The organism is Rivibacter subsaxonicus, assembly GCF_004217215.1.
In the GTDB taxonomy this organism is placed as follows: Bacteria; Pseudomonadota; Gammaproteobacteria; order Burkholderiales; family Burkholderiaceae_C; genus Rivibacter; species Rivibacter subsaxonicus.
This window is the reverse complement of record NZ_SHKP01000004.1, coordinates 382,964-403,047: the sequence shown is the minus strand read 5'-3', so window position 1 is coordinate 403,047 and position 20,084 is coordinate 382,964. Positions and strand designations below refer to the sequence as shown.

Annotated in this window: 12 protein-coding genes; 1 reads left to right on the top strand and 11 read right to left on the bottom strand. The window is 71.7% G+C overall.

Features of this window, described 5'->3' with window-relative positions:
- Position 1: 1 nt before the first annotated feature.
- Positions 2–1,150: a PepSY-associated TM helix domain-containing protein gene (locus EV670_RS01760; protein ID WP_130430096.1), complete on the top strand. Its 1,149-nt coding sequence runs from the start codon at positions 2–4 to the stop codon at positions 1,148–1,150.
- A gap of 5 nt (positions 1,151–1,155) precedes the next feature.
- On the opposite strand, the gene EV670_RS01755 is transcribed toward EV670_RS01760, so the two are convergent.
- The 11 genes from EV670_RS01755 to EV670_RS01710 all read right to left on the bottom strand — a co-directional run bounded on the left by EV670_RS01755 (position 1,156) and on the right by EV670_RS01710 (position 19,814).
- The gene (locus EV670_RS01755) at positions 1,156–2,496 is read right to left on the bottom strand and encodes an RNA polymerase sigma factor (protein ID WP_242616801.1); all 1,341 of its coding nucleotides are present in this window, start codon (positions 2,494–2,496) and stop codon (positions 1,156–1,158) included.
- Positions 2,493–2,894, bottom strand: a complete 402-nt coding sequence (locus EV670_RS18795; protein WP_242616800.1) for a VOC family protein — start codon at positions 2,892–2,894, stop codon at positions 2,493–2,495. Before EV670_RS18795 ends, EV670_RS01755 begins: the two co-directional genes overlap by 4 nt.
- An 18-nt stretch (positions 2,895–2,912) precedes the next feature.
- Positions 2,913–3,326, bottom strand: a complete 414-nt coding sequence (locus EV670_RS01750) for a YciI family protein (protein WP_130430094.1) — start codon at positions 3,324–3,326, stop codon at positions 2,913–2,915.
- A gap of 16 nt (positions 3,327–3,342) precedes the next feature.
- Positions 3,343–3,816 (bottom strand): VOC family protein, encoded by a 474-nt coding sequence (locus EV670_RS01745; RefSeq protein ID WP_130430093.1) that lies wholly within the window; start codon positions 3,814–3,816, stop codon positions 3,343–3,345.
- 109 nt (positions 3,817–3,925) lie between these two features.
- The gene (locus tag EV670_RS01740; protein ID WP_130430092.1) at positions 3,926–4,279 is read right to left on the bottom strand and encodes a YciI family protein; all 354 of its coding nucleotides are present in this window, start codon (positions 4,277–4,279) and stop codon (positions 3,926–3,928) included.
- Positions 4,280–4,325: 46 nt separating this feature from the next.
- Entirely contained in the window at positions 4,326–4,796 is a 471-nt protein-coding gene (locus EV670_RS01735) for a GNAT family N-acetyltransferase (RefSeq protein WP_130430091.1), read from the bottom strand.
- Between the two features lie 87 nt (positions 4,797–4,883).
- On the bottom strand, positions 4,884–9,473 hold the full coding sequence (locus tag EV670_RS01730; protein ID WP_130430090.1) for a beta strand repeat-containing protein: 4,590 nt from the start codon (positions 9,471–9,473) through the stop codon (positions 4,884–4,886).
- Positions 9,470–10,495: an OmpA family protein gene (locus tag EV670_RS01725; protein ID WP_130430089.1), complete on the bottom strand. Its 1,026-nt coding sequence runs from the start codon at positions 10,493–10,495 to the stop codon at positions 9,470–9,472. Before EV670_RS01725 ends, EV670_RS01730 begins: the two co-directional genes overlap by 4 nt.
- Positions 10,492–16,443, bottom strand: a complete 5,952-nt coding sequence (locus EV670_RS01720) for a DUF11 domain-containing protein (RefSeq protein ID WP_207224979.1) — start codon at positions 16,441–16,443, stop codon at positions 10,492–10,494. The genes EV670_RS01725 and EV670_RS01720 overlap by 4 nt, the downstream gene beginning before the upstream one ends.
- Positions 16,444–16,600: 157 nt before the next feature.
- A complete protein-coding gene (locus tag EV670_RS01715; RefSeq protein ID WP_130430087.1) occupies positions 16,601–19,234 on the bottom strand; it encodes a beta strand repeat-containing protein in 2,634 nt (877 codons plus the stop codon).
- Positions 19,235–19,349: 115 nt separating this feature from the next.
- On the bottom strand, positions 19,350–19,814 hold the full coding sequence (locus tag EV670_RS01710) for a hypothetical protein (protein WP_165393205.1): 465 nt from the start codon (positions 19,812–19,814) through the stop codon (positions 19,350–19,352).
- Positions 19,815–20,084: the final 270 nt, after the last annotated feature.

The window sequence follows — 20,084 nt, the reverse complement described above, 5'->3', positions numbered from 1 at the left end:
CATGCGCACCGCGGCCCTGCGCCGCTGGTCCTGGGTCCACACCTGGTCCAGCCTCGTCTGCACGGCATTCATGCTGCTGCTGTGCCTGAGCGGGCTGCCGCTGATCTTCTACGAGGAGATAGCGCACGCCAGCGGCGCCGGCATCGAGACCCCGTCGCTGCCGGCGGCCACGCCGCGTGCCGGCGTCGACGCGGTCGTGCAGGCGGCGCAGGCCCATCACCCGGGCCTGGTGCCGCTGTACCTGTTCGCCGAGCCGGAGACGCCCGAGCAGTGGCTGGTCAAGCTCGACACCCGCGTCGACACCGACGAGCGCCTGGCGCGCTTTGCCGCGGTCGACGCGCGCACGGCGCAGGTGCTCGGCGAGCCGGTGTTCAACGAAGGCTTCATGCACGTGATCTACCGCCTGCACGTGGACCTGTTCGCCGGCCAGGCGGGCAAGCTCTTCCTCGGTGCGATGGGCCTGCTGCTGGTGATCGCGATCGTCTCCGGCGTGGTGCTCTACGCGCCGTTCATGCGCAAGCTCGAGTTCGGCACCGTGCGCCACGACCGCAGCACGCGCGTGCGCTGGCTCGACCTGCACAACCTGCTCGGCATCGTCACGCTCGTGTGGGCACTCGTGGTCGGCAGCACCGGCGTGATCAACACCTGGGCCGAGCTGATCCTCAAGGCCTGGCAGGCCGAGCAGGTGACGGCGCTGCGCACCGGCGGCGGCACCCCGGCCGCGATCGCGCCGCGCGCGCCGGCGTCGGGCGGCGTGGTGCAGAACGCGATGGAGCAGGCACTGGCGGCCGAGCCCGGCATGGTGGTCAGCATGATCGCCTTTCCCGGCACCCTGCTCGCCACGCCCGATCACTTTGCGGTGCTGCTGCGTGGCGACAGCGCGCTGACCGCGCGCCTGACGCAGACCGTGCTGGTCGAGCCGCAAGGCGGCCGCGTCATCGAGGCCGCGCCGCGGCCCTGGTACGCAACCCTGCTGCAACTCTCGCAGCCGCTGCACTTCGGCGACTACGGCGGGCTGCCGATGAAGGTGCTGTGGGCGCTGCTCGACCTGGTCACGATCGGCGTGCTGTGGAGCGGCCTGATGCTGTGGTGGCTGCGCACGCGCGCGGCGCGCGGCGCCCATGCGCAGCGCGCGCTGAGCGGCGCGTAGTTCGCTCAGCGCGGATCGTCGCCGCGCGCGCGTTCGAGCAGCAGGCTGCGGTCGCGCTCGTTCTGGGTCAGGCCGGCGGCACGCTCGAACTCGGCGCGCGCCTGCGCGTGGCGCCCAAGCTTGCCCAGCAGGTCACCGCGAACCGCCGGCAGCCAGGGGTAGTTCCGCAGCGCCGGGTCGGCGCCGAGCGCGTCGACCAGTTCGAGCGCCGCGGCAGGACCGAAGGCCATGCCGACCGCGACCGCGCGGTTGAGCGCAATCACCGGCGACGGCGCCAGCTGCGCCAGCGCGTCGTAGAGCGCGACGATCTGCGCCCAGTCGGTATCGGCAACGCTGCGCGCCCGCGCATGGCAGGCGGCGATCGCGGCCTGCAAGGCGTAGGGGCCGAGCGCGCTCGGTGCGCGCTCCTGCGAACCCTTGCCGGGTGCTTGCTGCCGCGCGCCCGGCATGGCGGCCAACGCCACCGCGCGCGCCAGCGCCGCCAGCCCGCGCTGGATCAGCAGCGCATCCCAGCGCGTGCGATCCTGGTCGGCCAGCAGCACCGGCCGGCCTTGCGCGTCGATGCGGGCATGCAGGCGCGAGGCCTGGATCTCGAGCAGCGCCTGCAGGCCCAGCACCTCGGGGTCCTGCGGCATCAGCCCGGCCAGCGTGCGCGCCAGGCGCAGCGCCTCGTCGCACAGCGCCGGACGCAGCCAGTGCTCGCCGGCGGTGGCGGCGTAGCCCTCGTTGAAGATCAGGTAGATCACCTCGAGCACCGAGCCGAGCCGCGCCAGCCGCTCGTCGCCGCGCGGCACCTCGAACGGCACCTTGGCCGCGCTCAACGTGCGCTTGGCGCGCACGATGCGCTGCGCGATCGTCGGCTCGGGCAGCAGGAAGGCGCGCGCGATCTCCTCGGTGGAGAGGCCACCGAGCAGGCGCAGCGTCAGCGCCGCGCGTGCCTCGGTCGAGAGCAGCGGATGGCAGGCGGTGAAGATCAGGCGCAGCAGGTCGTCGCCGATGTCGTCCTGGCGCGCGGCGTCGAGCGCGTCGCTGAAGTCGGGCACCACATGGGCCTGCTGCGCCTCCAGGTCGAGGCCGAGTTCCTCGTGCTTGCGTGCATGCAGCGCGTGCAGACGCAGGTGGTCGAGCGCGCGGCGCTTGGCGGTGGTCATCAGCCAGGCGCCCGGGTTGTCGGGGATGCCGTCGCGCGGCCAGTGTTCCAGCGCGGCGACCAGCGCGTCCTGCGCCAGTTCCTCGGCCAGGCCGACGTCGCGCACCAGTCGCGCGACGCCGGCGACGATCTTGCCGGCCTCGATGCGCCAGACCGCCTCGATGGCACCGTGGGTCGGCGAGGGCGTGCTGCTCACGCCGGTGGCACACCCAGCATGGCCATCGGTTCCCAGAGGTGGCCGTCGAGGTCCTCGAAGCTGTGGGTGTACATGAAGCCATGGTCCTGCGGCGCGCGTGGCGCGCGGCCACCGGCGGCCACGGCACCCGCGACCAGCGCATCGACCTCGGCCCGGCCGTCGCAACTGAAGCACAGCAGCACCTCGGTGCTCTGGTGCGCGTCGGCCACCGGCTTGTCGGTGAAGGTCTGCAGAAAGGGCACCGGCAGCAGCATCACGTAGATGTTCTCGCCGACGATCATGCAGGCGGCCTGCTCGTTGGTGAACTGTGGATCGAAGCCGAAGCCGAGCGCCTTGAAGAAGGCCATCGAGCGCGCGAGGTCCTTTACGGCCAAGTTGACGTAGATCTGCTTGTGCATGGGGTTTCCTTCGATTGTTCAGCCCTGCCCGGGCAGCATCTCGCGAAAGCGCTCGATCGACTCGCTGGGCGCGAAGTCCTCGAGCTCGAAGAGCTGGCGCAGTTCGATCTCCCCATCCTTGTGCCCGCCGGCCGGGTTGGGAAAGCGGCGCGCCCACTCCATGGCCTCCTCGCGCGAGCGCACCTGGATCAGCGTGTAGCCGGCGATCAATTCCTTGGTCTCGGTGAAGGGTCCGTCGATGAGCTCGCGTCGGCCGCCCGAGTAGTGGATGCGCCAGCCCTTGGCGGTGGGCTGCAGGCCGCTGCCATCGAGCAGCACGCCGGCCTTGGCCAGCTCAGCGTGATAGCTCGCCATCTCGGCGAGCAGCGCCTCTTCGGGCATCACGCCGGCTTCGCTGTCGGCACTGGCCTTGACGATGATCATGAATCGCATGGTGCGTCTCCTTGCTCTACTTGCCTTGATGAGCGCGCGCTAGCTCGGCGATGTCGAGCTTCGTCATCTGCATCATCGCCGCCATCGCGCGCTGCGCGCGCGCAGGCTCGGGGTCGTTCAGCAACTTCGGCAGCACGGTCGGGACGACCTGCCAGGACACGCCGTAGCGATCCTGCAGCCAGCCGCAGCGGTTGGGCACGCCGCCGGCGCAGAGCGCGTCCCAGTAGCGATCGACTTCGCGCTGGCTGTCGCAGTTGACGACGAATGAGATCGCCGGCGAGAACTGGAACATCGGCCCGCCGTTGAGGGCGACGAACTCCTGCCCGTCGAGCACGAAGCGCGCGGTCATCACGCTGCCGGCCGGCGCCGGCGCGCCCTCGCCGTAGCGCAGCACCTCGAGCACGCAGGCGTTGGCGAAGATCGAGACATAGAAGTCCATCGCCTCTTCGGCCTTGCCGTCGAACCAGAGGAAGGGGGTGATCTTCTGCATGCGGGTGCTCCTGGGCCGGGTTGAGCCGGCACGGGCCGGCACATGCACACGACGAACCAGGCCCGCACGGATCGACAATCTGCCCGCGCGCCTCGCGCAAACCCCTAGCTCACTCGTAGCAGGGCCCGACGGCGCGGATCTCGACCGTGCTCCACTGAGCCGCGGGGCATTCGGCGGCGATGGCGACCGCCTCCTCGCGCGTGGCGACATCGAGCAGGAAGAAGCCGCCGACCATCTCCTTGGTCTCGGCGAAGGGGCCGTCGACCAGCGTCGGGCGACCCTCGCGCACCTGCAGCCGGACGCTGTCGTGGGTCGAGGCCAGCGAGTTGCTCGCCAGCAGCACGCCACGCGCCTGCAGCCCGGCACCGAACTGCAGCATCTGCGCGTAGGCGTCGCGCCCGCCTTCCGGGCCGCGCTCGCGGCGCTGGCTGACCGGTTCGATGATCAGGAGCATGTAGGCCATGGCGCGCGATTGTGCTGCAGGCGCCGGGCCCGCGCACGCCGGCGCTTCAGGGTGTCGGCGGCGGGTCCAGGCGCAGCACCAGCACCTCCTCGTCATCGACGATCTCGCCGGTGCAGACGAAGCCCAGCGACTCGTAGAACGGGCGCGGCGACGCAGGCCCGGGCACGCAGGAGGTGGCGAAGGTGGCGAGCCCCGGATGGCGCCGCCGCACGTCGGCGATCACCAGCCGCAGCGCCGCGCGGCCATAACCCTTGCCCTTGTGCTTCGCGTCGATCATGAAGCGCCACAAGGACACCTCGGCCTGCGCCGGCGCGGGCCGCCGCTGGGAGCTGTCCTCGAGCATCACGAAGCCGATCGGCTCCTCGCCGGCATAGATCGCGCGAAACCAGGCCTCGGGATAGAAGTAGGCCTCGGCGATCGAGATCGCGTTGGGCGCCACGTAGCCGGCCGGCTCGGCAACCAGCTTGCAGACGGCACGTACCGTGTCGGCGGTGATTTCGCGCAGGCTGATGTTCATCCGTTCTCCTGACCCGGCTGTCGACCGTCTCGACAAGCTCGGTTGCCCAGACCAGGAACGGATGATCAGCCTATCGAGACGCCACGGCTAGAGCTGGACGCGGAAGCTGACGCTGCCGCTGGCCCCCGGCGCGAGCGCGCCGCCGAGCGTCCAGCGGATCGCGCCGGTGGCGCCTGCCGCCGGCTGCACGCTGGGCGTGCAACTCGTGAGGCTGGCCGGCAGCGGCGCGCCGCAGGCGGCCGAGACGAAGACCGTGAAGGCCGGTGTCGCATCGTTGATCTGGATCGAGGCGATCGCCTCGCTGCCGTTGTTGGCGAAGGCTATCGTGTATTCGATCAACTCGCCCGGCCGCGCGGCGTTGCTGGTCGCCGCGCCGCCGCCGGTGCTGATGTTGCGCACCGACTTGCTCAGCACGAGGCCGGCGCTGCCCGGGTTGCCGACGGTGGTCGTGTCGGTGCGCGACAGGCTCAGCGGCGGGCCGGAGCTCGGCGTGAAGTTCGCGGTCACGGTCGCGATGTGCTGCGCCCCCTGCGGCGCGGTCGCCGGCACCGCGACCTTGACGACGATGCAGACCGGCGTGCCGGCGCTCGCCGCGACCGAGGCGCCCAGCGGCGCGTCGCCCTCGGTGCCGTCGAGCACCGCGTTGCAGTTGAGGTCGCGATAGACCAGCGCCGACCAGCCGGCCAGCGTCGGCGCCGTGCTCTCGGCGACGCCGAACGACAGCGTCCCGCCCTGGGCTGGTGCGAAGCTGTGGCTGTAGAAGACCGTGCTGCCCGCCAGCGCGGTCTGGGCGCCATCGGGCTGGAACAGGTTCTGAATCGCGTCGACGACCAGGGTCGGATCGAAGGCCTGGTTGTTGCCGGCGCTGACGGCCGGCTCGCCGCCGCCCGCCACGCTGGCGGCGTTGGTCACGCTCGGTCGGGCGGTCGCCGCTACGCTGACGTTGATCGTCAGCGGGTTGGCGCTGGCGCCGGCGGCGATCGCGGCGCTGCTGGTGCAAGTCACGACCTGAGCCGCCGCCGAACAGCTCCAGCCGCTGCCGCCCGAGCCCGCGGCGACGAAGGACAGGCCGGTCGGCAGCGTGTCGGTCACGGTGATCGCGCCGCTGCTCGCGGCGGTGCCGAGCTGGTTGTCGACCAGCAGCGTGTAGCTGCCGGTCGTCCCGACGACGAAGCTGCCGCTGTGGCTCTTCGTGAGGCGCAGGTCGGGCGCGACGACCGCGAGCACCGCCGGCGTCGCCGGCGCGCCGGTGGCCGCCTCGTTGGCCGCAACGCCGGTGGTCGTGTTGCTGAAGCTGCCCGGGTTGGCGCTCGTCACCGCGACGCTGATCGTGCAGCTCGCGCCGGCGGCCAGGCCGCCGCCGGCCAGGCTGAGCGCGGTCGAGCCGGCGCCGGCGCCGCTGACCGTGCCGCCGCAGCCGTTGGCCAGGGCCGGCGTTGCCGCGACCTGCAGCCCGCCGGCCGGGAAGGTGTCGGTGAAGGCCAGGCCGCTGAGCGCGATCGGGTTCGGATTGCTGATCACGAGACTCAGCGTCGAACTCGCGCCGACCGCGACCGAGGCCGGCGTGAAGCTCTTGACGATCGTCGCCGCCGTCGTGACGGTCAGCGCCGCGCTGGTCGCGATGGCACTGGCGCCGGCGTTGCTGCTCGTCACGAGGCCGGCCGCAAGACTGTTGGTGTAGACGCCCACCGCCGCGGCCCGCACGTTGACGCTGACCGTGCAACTGCCGCCGGCCGGGATCGTGGCGCCGCTCAGCGCCAGGCTGGCGGCGCCGGCCGCCGCGGTGAACGTGCCGCCGCAGCTGTTGACCACGCCCGGCGTCGCGCTGTTGACGAGGCCGCCCGGGTAGGCGTCGCTGAGGGCCACGCCGCTGATCGCGGTCGAGGGGTTCGGGTTGCTCAGCGTGATGGCGAGCACCGAGTTCGCACCGACGCCGACCCGGGTCGGCGTGAAGCTCTTGGCCGGCACCGGGTTGGCCAGCACGACGACCGCGTCGGTCGCCGTGTTGTTGGTGTCGTTGCTCTCGCCACCACCGGCAACCGTGGCGCTGTTGCTCACGCCCGGTGCCGCGGCGGCGGCGACGCCGACGGTCAGCGTGATCGGGTTGGCGCTCGTCGCGCCGGCCGCGATCGCGCTGCTGCTGGTGCAAGTCACGATCTGGCCACTGGCACCGCAGCTCCAGCCAGTGCCGGTGGCCGAGACATAGCTGAGGCCGGTCGGCAGGGTGTCGGTGACGGTGATCGTGCCGCTGCTGGCGGCGCTGCCGAGCGTGTTGTTGACCCTCAGCGTGAAGACGCCGTTGACGCCGACCGCGAAGTTGCCTGCGTGGCTCTTGGCGAGTTGCAGATCGGGTGCGACCACGGCGGTCAGCGTCGCGCTGGTGGCGGCCGCGTTGGTGCCGCCGTTTGCGGTGTTGAGGCCACCGGCGGCGATGGTGTTGGTGTAGGTGCCGGCGGACGCGGCCGTCACCTGCACCGTGATCTGGCACGAGCCGTTGGCCGGGATCGTGCCGCCGCTCAGCGCCAGGCTGGTGCCACCGGCGGCCGCGGTGACCGTGCCGCCGCAACTGTTGGTGACCGCCGGCGCGGCGGCGTTGCGCACGCCGGTACCGGGCGTGGTCGGGTAGGTGTCGGTGAAGGCGGCGCCGGTGTAGGCGGTGGCGCTGCTGTTGCTCAACGTGATCGTCAGCGTCGACGGGCTGGTCGTGCTGATGATCGCCGGATTGAAGAACTTGGCGATGCCGGGCCGCGGCACCAGCAGCGTCGCCGTGGCCGGCGCGGTGCTCGAACCACGGTTGCTGGTCACGCCGCCGGCGGCGATGGTGTTGACGTAGCTGCCGGCGGTGGCGGCCGTCACCAGCACGGCGACCGTGCACGAGCCGCCGGCCGCGATCGAGCCGCCCACGAGCCGCACGCGGGTCGAGCCCACCTGCAGCGCGCCGGTGCCGTTGTTGCGGTACAGGTTGCCGCCGCAGGTGTTGCTGACGGTCAGCGGGGACGCCAGGGTCATCGCGCCCGGCGAGGTCGGGAAGACGTCATCGAACGCGACACTGCTCAGCGCGCTTGCCGAACTGTTGTTCAGCGTGATCGTCAGCGTCGAGGTGCCGCCGGGTGCGATGCTGGCCGGCGCGAAGCTCTTGACGGCGTCGATCGGCGGATCGACATCGAGCACCGCGGTGTTCGACACCGCGCCGGCGGCGCCGGTCTGCGTCGCCGACACGCCGTTGGCTGTGTTGGCATAGCTGCCGACGATCGCCGACTGGACCCGGACCGAGATCGTGCAGGAGGCATTGGCGCCCAGCGTGCCGCCGCTCAGCGACAGCGTCGCGCTGCCCGAGGTGGCGCCGCTGATCGTGCCGCCGCAGCCGTTGACCAGCGTCGGCGTCGGCGCGACCACCAGGCCGGACGGGAACGGGTCGCTGAAGGCCATGCCGGTGAGCGGCACCGCGGTGCTGTTGGTGATCACCAGGCTCAGCGTCGAGACCTCGCCGGTCGAGACCACCGCCGGCGCGAAGGACTTGGCGATCGACGGCGCGCCGACGCTGGTGGCGACGGTGCTGCTGTCGTTGGCGGCGTTGCTGTCGAAGCTCAGGCTGCGCACGCTGGCGGTGTTGGTCACCTGGTTCGCGGTCGATGCCGAGACCGCCACCGTCAGCACCAGGTTCGCGAGGTTGCTGCCCGCGGCCAGCGAGCTCGCCGCGTTGGTGCACGTGAGCACCTGGCCCGCGGCCGTGCAGGACCAGCCGCTGCCGCTGGCGCTCACGTAGCTCAGGCCGGTCGGCAGCGTGTCGCTGACGGTGAACGGCCCGGTGGCGGGATGCGGCCCGTTGTTGCGCACCGCCAGCGTGTAGCTGGCATTGCTGCCACGCGTGAAGATCAGGCTGCCGGCGGTCTTCGTGATCGCCACGTCGGCAAAGCGCGAGTAGGCACCGAGGTCGCTGAGGTCCTGGCCCGGCGTTCCGATCAGGGTCGAGGCCCCGCTCGACAGGTTGACCCGGTAGAGGCTGTCGCCGCAGGCCACGATCGGGCCGCCACCATCGACGAAGGCCAGGCCCGGGCAGCCATCGGAATTGCCGACGTTGGTAGCCACCGTGCTGGCCGCCAGGCCGCTGACGGCATAGAGCGCGCGCGTGGCGATCACGTAGAGCTGGCCCGAGGGCGAGAACGCGATGTCGCCGCCCAGGCCGTTGCCGATGCCGGAGACGGAGCCGACGAAGTTCGGCACGCCGGTGGTCTTGTCGAAGGTGAAGAGGTTGTTGTTGGCCGGGTCCATCAGCCACAGCACGCCGTTGCTGTCGACCGCGGCGCGGTTGGTGCGAAAGCCGACCCGGCCGGGCAGCAGCGTGTTGGTGCCGCTGGCCGGGTCGAAGTACGCGGCGCGGTAGGGCGCCGCGTCCTCGAGGTAGTAGACGCGGCCGGTCGCGTTGTCGCGGCCGATCGCCGAGGTCGCGAACAACAGGGTGCTGACGCTGGTGATCGCGCCGGTGGCCGGGTTCAGCGTGTAGAGCGCATCGTCGACGCTGGCAAAGATCGAGTTGTCGTCGGTGACCGCGGCGCGAGCCGGGCCGGCCAGCGCCAGCATCGCCAGCGCGAGCAACAGCAGGTGGCGCGCGATGGCACGCACCAGCGCGGCGGCGATCGCGCCGCCTCCAGCGGAGATGCGGTCCCTGAGCCTCATCGCTGCTCCTGCCGGACCGCGGCGCCTGCCTCGGCATTCGCGGCCGCCGAGACGATGAACTCGACGCGCCGATTGCTGGCGAAGGCCGCCTCGTCGTCGCCGTCGACCAGCGGCCTGGCCTTGCCCAGCGCACGCAGCACGAGACGCGACTCGCCGATGCCGGCGCCGATCAGGTAGTCGCGGACCGACTCGGCGCGCGCGCGCGACAGCCGGTCGTTGTACGTGTTGCTGCCGCGCCGGTCGGCATGGCCCTGCAGCTCGACGCGCAGCTCCGGATGCTCGCGCATCACGAAGGCGAGCTGCGCCAGCACCTGCGCCGCCGCGGCATCGAGCTGGGCGCGGTCGAAGGCGAAGTGAACCCGTTGCGCGAGCAGCTCCACCTGCTCGCGCGGACTCGGCTGCTGCACCACCTCGGGCGGCAGCTCGGCCACGCTCTGCACCGGCGGCGGACAGGCCTGCAGCCGCGCGTCGGCGTCCTTCGCCAGCCGCTCGACGACCTGCATGTACGGTCGCGCGTGGCGCCAGCCGAGCAGATCGTGCGCATGGCCGGCCTGGACCAGCTGCACCTCGAACTGGGCGATGCGGGCCGCCGCGCAACGCCGTCCGTCGTGGTGCTTCATGGCCTCGGCGCGCTCCCAGATGTCTTCGCGCAGCCGAGCGGCACCGACGATCAATGGCGTCTCCAGGCTGATGTCCGGCGCGCCGGCCTCGAGCTGCACTGCCAGCGCCCGGGCCTGCGCCAGCGCCGCCTCGACCGCGCCGCCGGCGTCGCGCTGGGCGCGGGCGTCGAAGGCGAAGTCGAGCCAGGCTCGTGCCTTGGCCAGGTGATAGGCATCCCACGGCCGATCCGAGGGTCCGCGCGCGCCTATCGCGTCGAGCCGCGCGTGCAGCGCGTCGAAGTCCGGCTGCAGCGCGACCGCCGGCTCGGCGACCTGCAAGGGCCGCGCGTCGCGCGCCGTCGCGAAGGCCGCCGGCAGCAGCGCGGCCAGCAGGACCAGGAGAAGCGTTGCGCGGCGCATCATGATCCGGTCGGCCGAAGCGAGTTGTTGATGCGGGAATCGCTGCCACCAAGCAGCGTCTCGTCGAACTTGAAGCGCAGCCGCAGGTACGCACCGCGCTCGGTGCGGTCGGCGCCGGCGAGATCGCGGTCGCTGAAGCCGAAGGCGTTGTAGCCGGCCGAGACCCAGAGATTGCTCGCCACCATGTAGCCGGCCTCGACGCCGAGCCCGCGCTGCAGCGCTCCGCCGCCGCGCAGCAGGTTGCCGACCACGCCGGCGTCCCAGCGTTCGCTGAACTCGTAGGTCAGGCGCGCACCGAGCAGTTGCGCGTTGCTGCGGCTGTCGAAGTCGTTGGAGCGATCCTCGACCCACTTGGCCGCGCTGCGGCCGCTCAGCACCAGCGGCTTGATCGGCTGCCAGTTCGCGTGCAAGGACACGATCTCGGTGCGGCGGTCGATGCTCTGCAGCGGCAGCGTGTCGTCGCGGTCGGTGCGGCTCTCGACCATCGCCAGGCCGTTCCAGACGTCGGTGCCGGTGTCGCGGTAGGCCACGCCGAGCTGCAGCCGATGCTGCAGGCGCTCGCCCTCGAGCGCGCCCTTGTTGCGCGTGATCGCCAGCGCGTCGCGGCCGAGCAGGCTCCAGTCGCGATCGAGCTTGACCGCGGCGCCGACGCTGCCGAACAGGCTCTCGCTGCTGGTGGCGTCGCGCAGCTCGAGCCGGGTCGAGCCCTTCCACAGCTTCGAGGCGGTGTACTCGAGGCCGAGCGCGAGCGCCGTCGCCTCGCCGGCGTCGGCACCATCGATCACGTGCACGCGCTCGAAACTGGTCGACAGCCGCAGGCCCGGCGTCACGGTCCACATGTTGCGCAGGCCGAGCGCGGCCTCGGTCTCGGCGCCGCTGAAGGCATCGCGCACGCGGTACTCGCTGAAGACGCGGCCGTCCTTCATGTAGTCGGCCTCGATGCCGAACAGCGTCGCGTTCTGCTTCTGGCTGGTGTTCAGCGCGTAGGGGCCGGAGAGACTGGAGATCAGCTCCTTGCGGAAGTAGACGCGGCCGCGGCCGGCGATCTGGTAGTCACCACCGATCGCGGCGACCTTGCGCTCGCTGTCCTCGATGTCCTGCTCGTACTCGGCGAACAGCCCGGCCTGCGGCAGCGCCGGCAGCTGGCCGCTGAGCTTGACCCGGGCGCTGGTGAATTCGTTCGGCACGGTGCCGACGCTGCTGGGCTGCGCCGGGACGCCCAGCTCGCGGCCGTGGCGCAGGCCGAGCTCGACCCGCAGCAGCTCGTTGATGCTGCGCTCGATGCTGGCGTAGGCACCGTCGCGCACGCCGCCGGTGCTCACGTCCTCGGTGCGCAGCGCCTCGGCGCGCACCAGCGTCGCGCCGTCGACGCGCCAGGCCAGCTTGGCGCCGGACTCGGCGCGGCCGCGATTGAGGTACGAGCCGGGATTGTCGAATCCGGCATCGGTGCGCGCGGTGTAGGCGCTGGCCTGCAGGTCCTTGTCCTCGTGGCGCAGCTCGACGCGAGATGCATCGCCGCTGCCGACCGAGGCCTTCTCGCTGTGCGCGAACTCGCCGACCAGCGTGGTGCGCTCGCCCAGCCGCAGGCTGGCGTTGGCGCCGCGCAGCGAGGCCGGATCGGCCGGGTTGCGGTCCTCGACCGCGATCGCGCCGACCTCCAGGTTGCGGTGCAGCTTGAGCTGGGCATCGACGCCGGCGACCCAGAACTTCTCGCCGCCCTGCTCCACCTCGTAGGTGACGCGGATCGATTGCGGATTGAAGGCCGGGTCCAGGCTCGGGATCGGCGACCTGAAGATCAGCTGGCCGGTGAGCGGCTCGACGTTGTAGTCGACGAAGCGGGTCTGGCGCGTGCTGCGCAGCACGATGCCGGGCTGGTTGCGGTCGCGCACCAGGATCTCGACCGTCTCGCTGTTCTCGAGGGCCCCCGCGGTGCCCAGCCGGTACGGGCCCGAGGTGCCGTTGGCCGGGATCTCGTCGATCACCTGGCGCGTGCTGTCGTAGCTGGCGAAGCTGTTGACCGCGACATGCTCGTTCTCGTAGTGCTGGCGCAGGCCGGTCAGCGAGCGGCTGTAGACCGCCAGCTTGCGGGCGTCGAGCGGGCTCTGCGTCGTGAAGTCGCCATACAGCAGCCAGGAGCGGCCCTGGTCGATGCGCACGTAGAGCTTGGAGGTCGACTGCGCGTCGAAGCCGCGCTCCGAGCTGTCGCCGTAGACAGGGTAGAACTGGTCGGGCTGGATGTCGCGGAACAGGCGCTCGCGGGTGTCCTTGTCCGAGTCGTAGGCCAGCGTCAGCAGGTACTCGCCCTTGACCTTGCCCTTCAGGAACAGCGCGGCCCGCGCAGCCGCGTCGGCCTTGCCGTCGGAAGAGCTGACCGAGAACTGGCGCAGCTCCTGCTCGAAGCCGTCGCGGCCGCGCGCCGGCACGATGCTCTGCGCATCGAGGCGCCTCAGGTTCAGCACACCCTCGACCACGCCGGCGGCAACCATCGGCCGCAGGTCCGGCAGGAAGTCGAGCGTGCCCTGGGCCTCGAGCCCGCTGCCGCTGACGCGCACCCGCGCCTGGCCCGGATCGGCCGGCGACTGCAGCATGAACTCGCCGCGGCCGCCCTCGACGAAGACCTGCACGCCGGGCTCCTTGGGGTCGAGGTCCTCGACCTGCCAGCGGCCGAGGCTGGATTCGAGCGTCAGCGCGCTGCGCGTCGTGACCGGCACGCCCTTTTCGTCGGCCAGGCGCACGATGACGCGCGCCGTATCCTGGCCGCCGGCGATCGCGCCGGCCGGCAGCGCCAGCGTGATCGCGCCGAGCCGGCCCGGTGCGATCACCTCGATCGCAACTTCGCCGCGCGGGTTGCCGAAGCCGTCGAACTGCTGCGCCAGCAGCTGGTTGCGACCGGGCCGCAGCGCCACACCGATGTATTCCCAAGCCTGCACCTGACGCTCGGCCAGCATGCTCTTGCGGCCGACCCGGTTGGCCGGCACCGGCTCGCCGTTGACCAGCAGGCGCAGCTCGCCACCGGCGACGCCACGCAGGCGCACCGCGGTCTGCGCCGTCGGCAGCGTGTCGCCATCCTTCAGGTCGACGAAGCCGAGCGCGGCGGGCAGCTCTGGCAGCAGTTCCTCGAGCGGCCGGCGCTCGACCGCCGCGACGGCCGTCGGCGTCGGCGGCAATTGCAGCGGCGCGGCGGCCGGCTGCGCCAGCGGCGTGAAGCCCGGCGCAACCACCGCGGCGACCTTGCCCGAAGCCGGCTGCGCGCGCACGTCGCCGATCGGACGGACCGTGGTGTCGGCCTCCATGCGCGCGCCGATCACGCGCTCGCCCTCGGCGGTCGGCGCGCTGGCCCGGCGGCGGCGCGCCTGCACCTCCTCGAGCACCTCGGGCTGGCACGAGCCCTCGGCGAAGTTGGCCTTGAACAGCTCGCCGTTCTTCAGGTCGACGAACATGCTGCCGGCATCGCCGGCGTTGCGGTTCGTGAGGTTGATCAGCTCGCTGCCGACCGGCATCGACGCCATGTCGAGCTTGAGCACATGGGTGCGCGGCGAGACGCCGTAGAAGCTGTACTTGCCCTCGCCGTCGGCGATCGCGCTGGTGCCGTCCTCGAGGAAGACGCGGGCGCCCGGGATGCCGAGCTCGCCCTCGTCCTGCACCCGGTTGCGGTTGCAGTCGAGGTAGACCCGGCCGACGATGAAGCCGCGCCGGTCGAACACGCCGCCCTGCACCAGCACTGTCGCGCTGGCCTGGTTGGACTGCAGGCCGCCGGCGCTGGCGCGCACGCGGTTGGTGCCGTCGCCCTCGAGCGCACCGGGGCCGACGCGGACCCGGTAGCGCAGCGTGGCCTCGGTGCCGGCGGCCAGCGTACCGATGTCGAAGACCAGCACCGGGCCGCGGCCGCCACCGGGCTCGGCCAGCGTCCGCGCGTCCAGGCGGGCCGTACCCGGCTCGTAGACGAAGCCGGCCGGCAGCGTGTCCTGCAACTGCACGCCGGTGGCCAGCGCGAGGCTTGCGTTGTTGCGCACCTTGACCGCGTAGTCGAGGAAGTCGCCGATCTCCACGCTGGCGCGGTTGGCGCTCTTCTGCACCGCCAGCACGCCGACCTGCGAGGCATCGAGCGGCACGTCCACCTGCACCGGGCCGGGCTGCGGGCCGTTCGTGAAGGCGCCGCCGTAGGAGCCGCCCGCGGTCGGTCCGCTGGCCACGATCAGGCGCCCGCCCGGGAGTTGCGTCACCGGCACCGCCGAAGGCGCCGCGTAGCCGCTCGGCGGCGTGACGCGCAGGCAGTAGCTGCCCGGCGCGACCACGTCGAACTGGTAGCGGCCATCGGTACCCGTCTGGACCTGGCTCGGCGCCGATTGCAGCGCGCCGCTGGCCGATTGCGCGCGGACCTCGGCGTCGCCGGTGCCGCACTGGCCGAGCGCGTCGGCCCGCACCAGATGCACCAGCGCACCGGCCAACGGCGCATTGCTGCGGCTGTCGAAGACGGTGGCGTAGCCCTGCTGCAGCGCGACCGTGCCGACGATCTCGCGGCCGCAGCCGAGCAGTTCCACGCGCACCGCCTCGCCGTGGGCCGCCTGCAGCGTGCCGTCGTTGACCGCCACCGCGGCACTTTCGGTGCGCAGCGCCGGCAGCGTGAAGACCCCGGTGTTGGGGCCGGTCTCGGTGGCGACCAGGTTCTCGCGGTCGCCGCCCGCGCTGCTGACCACCACCACGCGCGTGTCGATCGTCGCCGCACCGGCGTTGCAGGCCGCGGCATCGGCGCGCAGGAACAGCGTGCCGCCCAGGCGCGCATAGGGCGCCGGCACGCTGAAGTCGGGCCCGGTGTAGTTCAGCAGTTGCGAGGGCTGTGCCGGCAACGCCAGCCGCACCTCGTTGGAGGGCTGCACGATCGGCTGCGGATCGACGCCGATGCGGTACTGCACGAGGCCGGTGTTGGCGAGGCTGCCGCTGCCGGCCTGGGCGGCGTTGGCGTGGATCCGCACCGTGAACGCGAACGCGACGTCGACGCCCGGATCGATGCGGTCGACTGCGAGCGCGACGGCGTCGACCTGGCTCAGGTCGGCCGGTGGCGTGCTGCGCCAGCGCTGGGCGGCCTCGCCGACCAGGTGGTAGAGCGCGGTCCCGGCGGCCGGCGGCTCGATGCTCGCCAGGCTGGTGTTGGGCGGTAGCGCGTCGCGCAGCAGCACCGGCGCGGCCGCGCGGCCGTCGATCTCGATCGCCGGGCCGGCGACCGCCGCGCTCTGGCCGGCGTTGCTTGCGACGAGCCTGAAGCCGAGCAGTTCGCCGGGCTGGGCCACGGCGGCGGTGGCCGACTTGACCAGCCGCAGTTGTGCGCCGCTGGGCACGCTGACGATATCGATCGACGGCGCCACCGGCGGCGTCGCGCCGGCACTGCCGACGGCCGGATCGCGCTGGCTGGTGGCATCGACGCGGATGCTGGCGCTGGCCAGCGGCGCGGCGCCGGCCGGCAGAACCGCCTCGACGACCAGGCCGAAGGCGGCACCGGCGGCCAGGTCGCCGGTGTCGACCAGGGCAGCGTTGCTGTCCGGCCGGCCGTCGCCATCGGCATCGGGCAGCAGGCGCAGCGAGATGAAGCCGAAGCCGCCGGGCAACTCGGCCACCGCCAGCCGGAAGCGGTCGACGCCGTTGCCGGCGTTGCGCACCCGATGCGGCAGGTAGATCGTGCTGCCGGCCGGCGCGCTGCGCGTGCTGCCGGCATCAAGCACCAGGCCCGCGGCCTGGCTGACGCTGAGTGCCACCGCGTTCGAGCGCATCGCGCGCTCGATGCCGTCGCTGCCGACGAAGCGGCCGTCGGCCTGGTTGCTGATCGCGGTGCCGGCCAGCGGGCCGGCCAGCGCCGCAGCCTGCAACAGCACGCCGGCCGCGAGCGTCGCGACGGGTCGCAACCACGCCTGCCACGCGCGGCGGCGCGGCATCGATGGCTCAGGCGTGGTGGGCATGCGATCCATCGATCGGGCCGTCCTCAGGGCGCCGGGTAGCGCCTTGGACCGCTCCGGTCGCACGACGGGCCCCAGAGGGGCCCGCGTGACGGCCGGTCGGCCGTGGATGCCGGATCGCCGGGGCCGGCAGGATTGCGCCCGCCGGCCGCCGGATCGATCACGGATTGATCCGCACGCAGAAGGTGAACTGGAACGACGCGCCCGAGGCCAGGCTTGCCAGGCTCGCGGTCAGCGTGCCGGTCGCACCCTCGGTCAGCGTGCCGCCCAGCGTGGCGCCGCCGGTGGCGGTCGGCGCCGCGCAGCTGGTGGCCGCCAGCGTGGTGTTCGGCGGCACCGTGTCGCTCAGTGCCACCGCGGTGATCGTGCTGGCCGAGGTGTTGGTGGCGCTGATCTGGTAGGCCACGCAGCGGCCCGGCGCGGTGTTCGGGCCGGCCACGATGTCGGCCGTGCTGAACGGACCCGACGCGAGCGCTGCCGCGCAGGTGCCGGCCACCTGGGCCTTGCTGAGCAGCAGGCCGTTGCTCACCGAGGTGCGGTCGGTCACCGACACGCTGCCGAGGGTGTAGGTGGCAGTCAGCGTCGAGATGTTGTCGGCCGTCAGGCTGCCCGGGGCGAACACGCGCACGAAGATCTGGCGCGTCTGGCCGACCGGCAGCGTGTACGTGTAGCTGGTCGTGATCAGCGGGTCGGTGCCGATTTCGAGCACGCCGTTGTTGTTGGCGTCGAAGTAGGCGGTCGAGGTCCAGCCCGAGGCGGTCAGGCTGTCGCTCAGGAAGCCGCTGGCGAAGCTGATGCCCTCGCCGCTGTTGCCGAGGTTGGCCAGGTCGTGGGTGTAGGTCACCGAGCCGCCCAGCGCCGCCTGCTGCGCGCCGTTGGGCGTCAGCGAGATGTTGCGCACGGTGTTGACGATGACCGCATCGACGATGCTGTCGAAAACGCTCGCGCTCAGCGCCGAGGTGGCGCGGAACGTGAGGTTGCTGGTGCCCGGCGCGGCGTTGCCGGTGCTGATCGCCGGCACGGTGACGACCGCGCAGACCAGCTTGTTGGTGCCGCCGGCCAGCGCGCCGGTGTTACTGGTCGCGCTGCCCAGCGTCGAGCAGCTCGCGCCGCCGGCGTTGTAGAAGGCCGCGCTCCAGCCGGTCGGCAGGCCCGTGGCGCTCAGCGTGTACGAGTCCGAGGCAGTGGTCGTGTTGTTGACGACCAGGCTGAAGGTCGTCGTGACGGAGCTGCTCGGGTTCGGCGTGACCGTGTTGGTCGCGATAACGCTCGCGGTGCCGGGGCCGAAGCCGGTGGTCGCCGTGTTGCCCGCGGCGGCGGTGCCGGCCGGCGTGCTGTCGCTGCGCGCGGTGTTCTGCGTCAGGTCCATGGTGGCCGCGACGACCGCCGTCAGCGTGTCGTTGGCGGTGGCGGACTTGGTGCTGTCGGTGCGCGAGGTCGCGGTCTTGGTGACCGTGAACGGACCGCCGGTGGCACCGGCGGGCAGCGTCGCGCGCAGCACCACGGTGTAGCTCGCGCCAGCGGCCAGCGGGCCGGTGTCGGGCGTGCCGTTGCCGTTGGTGTCGAGCAGGGTCGTGACGCCGTCGGCCTGCAGCAGCGCGAAGCTGGTGCCGACCGGGAAGTTGTTGCCCGCCGAGCCAGCAGCCGGGTAGGTGATGTCGAAGCTGTCGCTGGCGTTACCGGTGTTGGTGATCACGTTCGAGAACGTCAACGTCCCACCCTGCGGCGCCGAAGGCACGGCGGCCGGGCCGGTCGCGGTGACCGAGGCGGTCGCCGCCACCACGTAGGTCGCGGGGTTGGTGTTCGCCGACGCCTGCGTCGTGGTGCTGAAGCTCGCGAGGTTCGTCAGCGTGGACGGCGCCAGGCCCGAGGCGATGTTGATGCGGAAGCTCACGGTGCCGGTCGACCCGGCCGGGACGCTGGTGATCACCGCCGCGATCGTGCCGCTCCCCGCCGCGGTGTAGCTGTAGGTGATGCCGGACGGATCGCCGCCGGTCGCGTCGGTCAGCGCGGTGCCGCTGCCGCTCCACAGGCCGCTGCCCGTGACGTAGTTCATGCCCGCGGGCAGCACGTCGGTCAGGGTCAGGTCGGCCGCGGCTGCGGTGCCCGAGTTGGTATAGGTCAGCGTCACGGTGATCGAGGCCGCGGACGGCGACGGGCCGCTGCCCACCGAGAGCGCCTTGGTGACGTTGACTGCCGAGTTGGCGACCGTGGTGGTGTCGGTGTTGGTCGCGGTATTGCTGCCGGTGTCGGCGACGTTGACCGTGACCGTGCCGGTCTGGCCGTTGGAGGCACCGGCCGGAATCACCGCGCCGACGACGAACCTGAATTGCGTGCCGGCGGCCAGCGGGCCGGAGCTCGTGATCGCGGTCAGGTTGTCGGGCACGCCGTCACCGTTGGCGTCCGCGTAATACGCCAGTCCGGTGTGGGTGAAGCCACCCGCCGCGGTCGGCGCGTTCAGCGCGTAGGTGTCGGCGCCGTTGCCGGTGTTGGTGATCGTGTGCGGGTAGTACACGGTCTGGCCCGCGGCGCCGGTGCGGGCGCCGTTGGCGGTGAGCGTGAAGCTCTTGACCTGCGAAACCGTGGTCTGGACCAGGTTCGACAGCGTGTTGCGCGAGGTGCCGCCGGCGTCGACGAAGGTCGCCGTCGCCTGGTTGCCGATCACGGTGCCGGCCGGAGGGGCCGCGAGCGCGTTCGGCATGAGCGCCGCCCACAGGAACAGGGCCGTCAACAGGCCCAGGGCCGCGGTCATCCAGCGCGGGGCGCCGGTGCTGCGGATTGCGGTGGTGCTCATGCTTGTTCTCCGTCCTTCGTACTGAAATCAAAAACTGCGCTGGCCGGTGGCACCGTTCTGTTCAGTGCCATGCCATGTCTGCGTTCTGGGTAGGCGGCTGTGGGCCGCCGGGCGATCACTTCTTCGGTGCCGATGCCGGCGCGCGGTCGTCGACCACGCGCACGCGGGCGACGAACTGCAGCGTCTGGTCGGGCGGCAGGTCGACCGGCGCCCAGCGCAGCGCGCGGTACTCGGCGATCGGCACGAGTTGCTCGACGACACGGCCATCGGCCTGCTTGATCGTTCGCTTCAGCGGCAGCGGCGCGAAGTTCATGCCGTCGGTGCTGGCCGTGGCGGCGACGGGCCGCGTCGAACCAGGCAGGAACTCGGTTCCGGCCGGGATCGGCAGCGTGGCCGTCAGACCGCGCGCGGGCGCCTTGCCCACGTTGTGATAGCTCGAGCGGTACTCGAGCACGTCACCCGGCTTGACGCTGGTGGCCGGACCCAAGGACTCGCGGCCATCGGCCTGAGCAGCCACCCGTTGCACCGACAACCGACTGTCGACTTCGGCGCTCTGCGCCCAGGCCGAAGCCAGACACAAAAGCGCTCCCGTGCCGGCCAAAATGGCCTTCACAAACTTGTTCAAGGCAACCCCAACGACTAATCTGCGGTGCCTGAAAACCGCGTCACCGCGGTCAGGCTGCTCGGCACCTTGCAGAAGAAGATTCAGCCTGATTCGATGTTACATATCGGTTGCAGGCTGAACGTTGTTTCTGGCTGTCGTTGCGCTTGCGTCTGCCTCGAAATCAGGCAGAAGCGACAGTTAGTTCACGCTCACGCCGCGCGAAGGCGGGGCGCGGCCTAGTGGTGA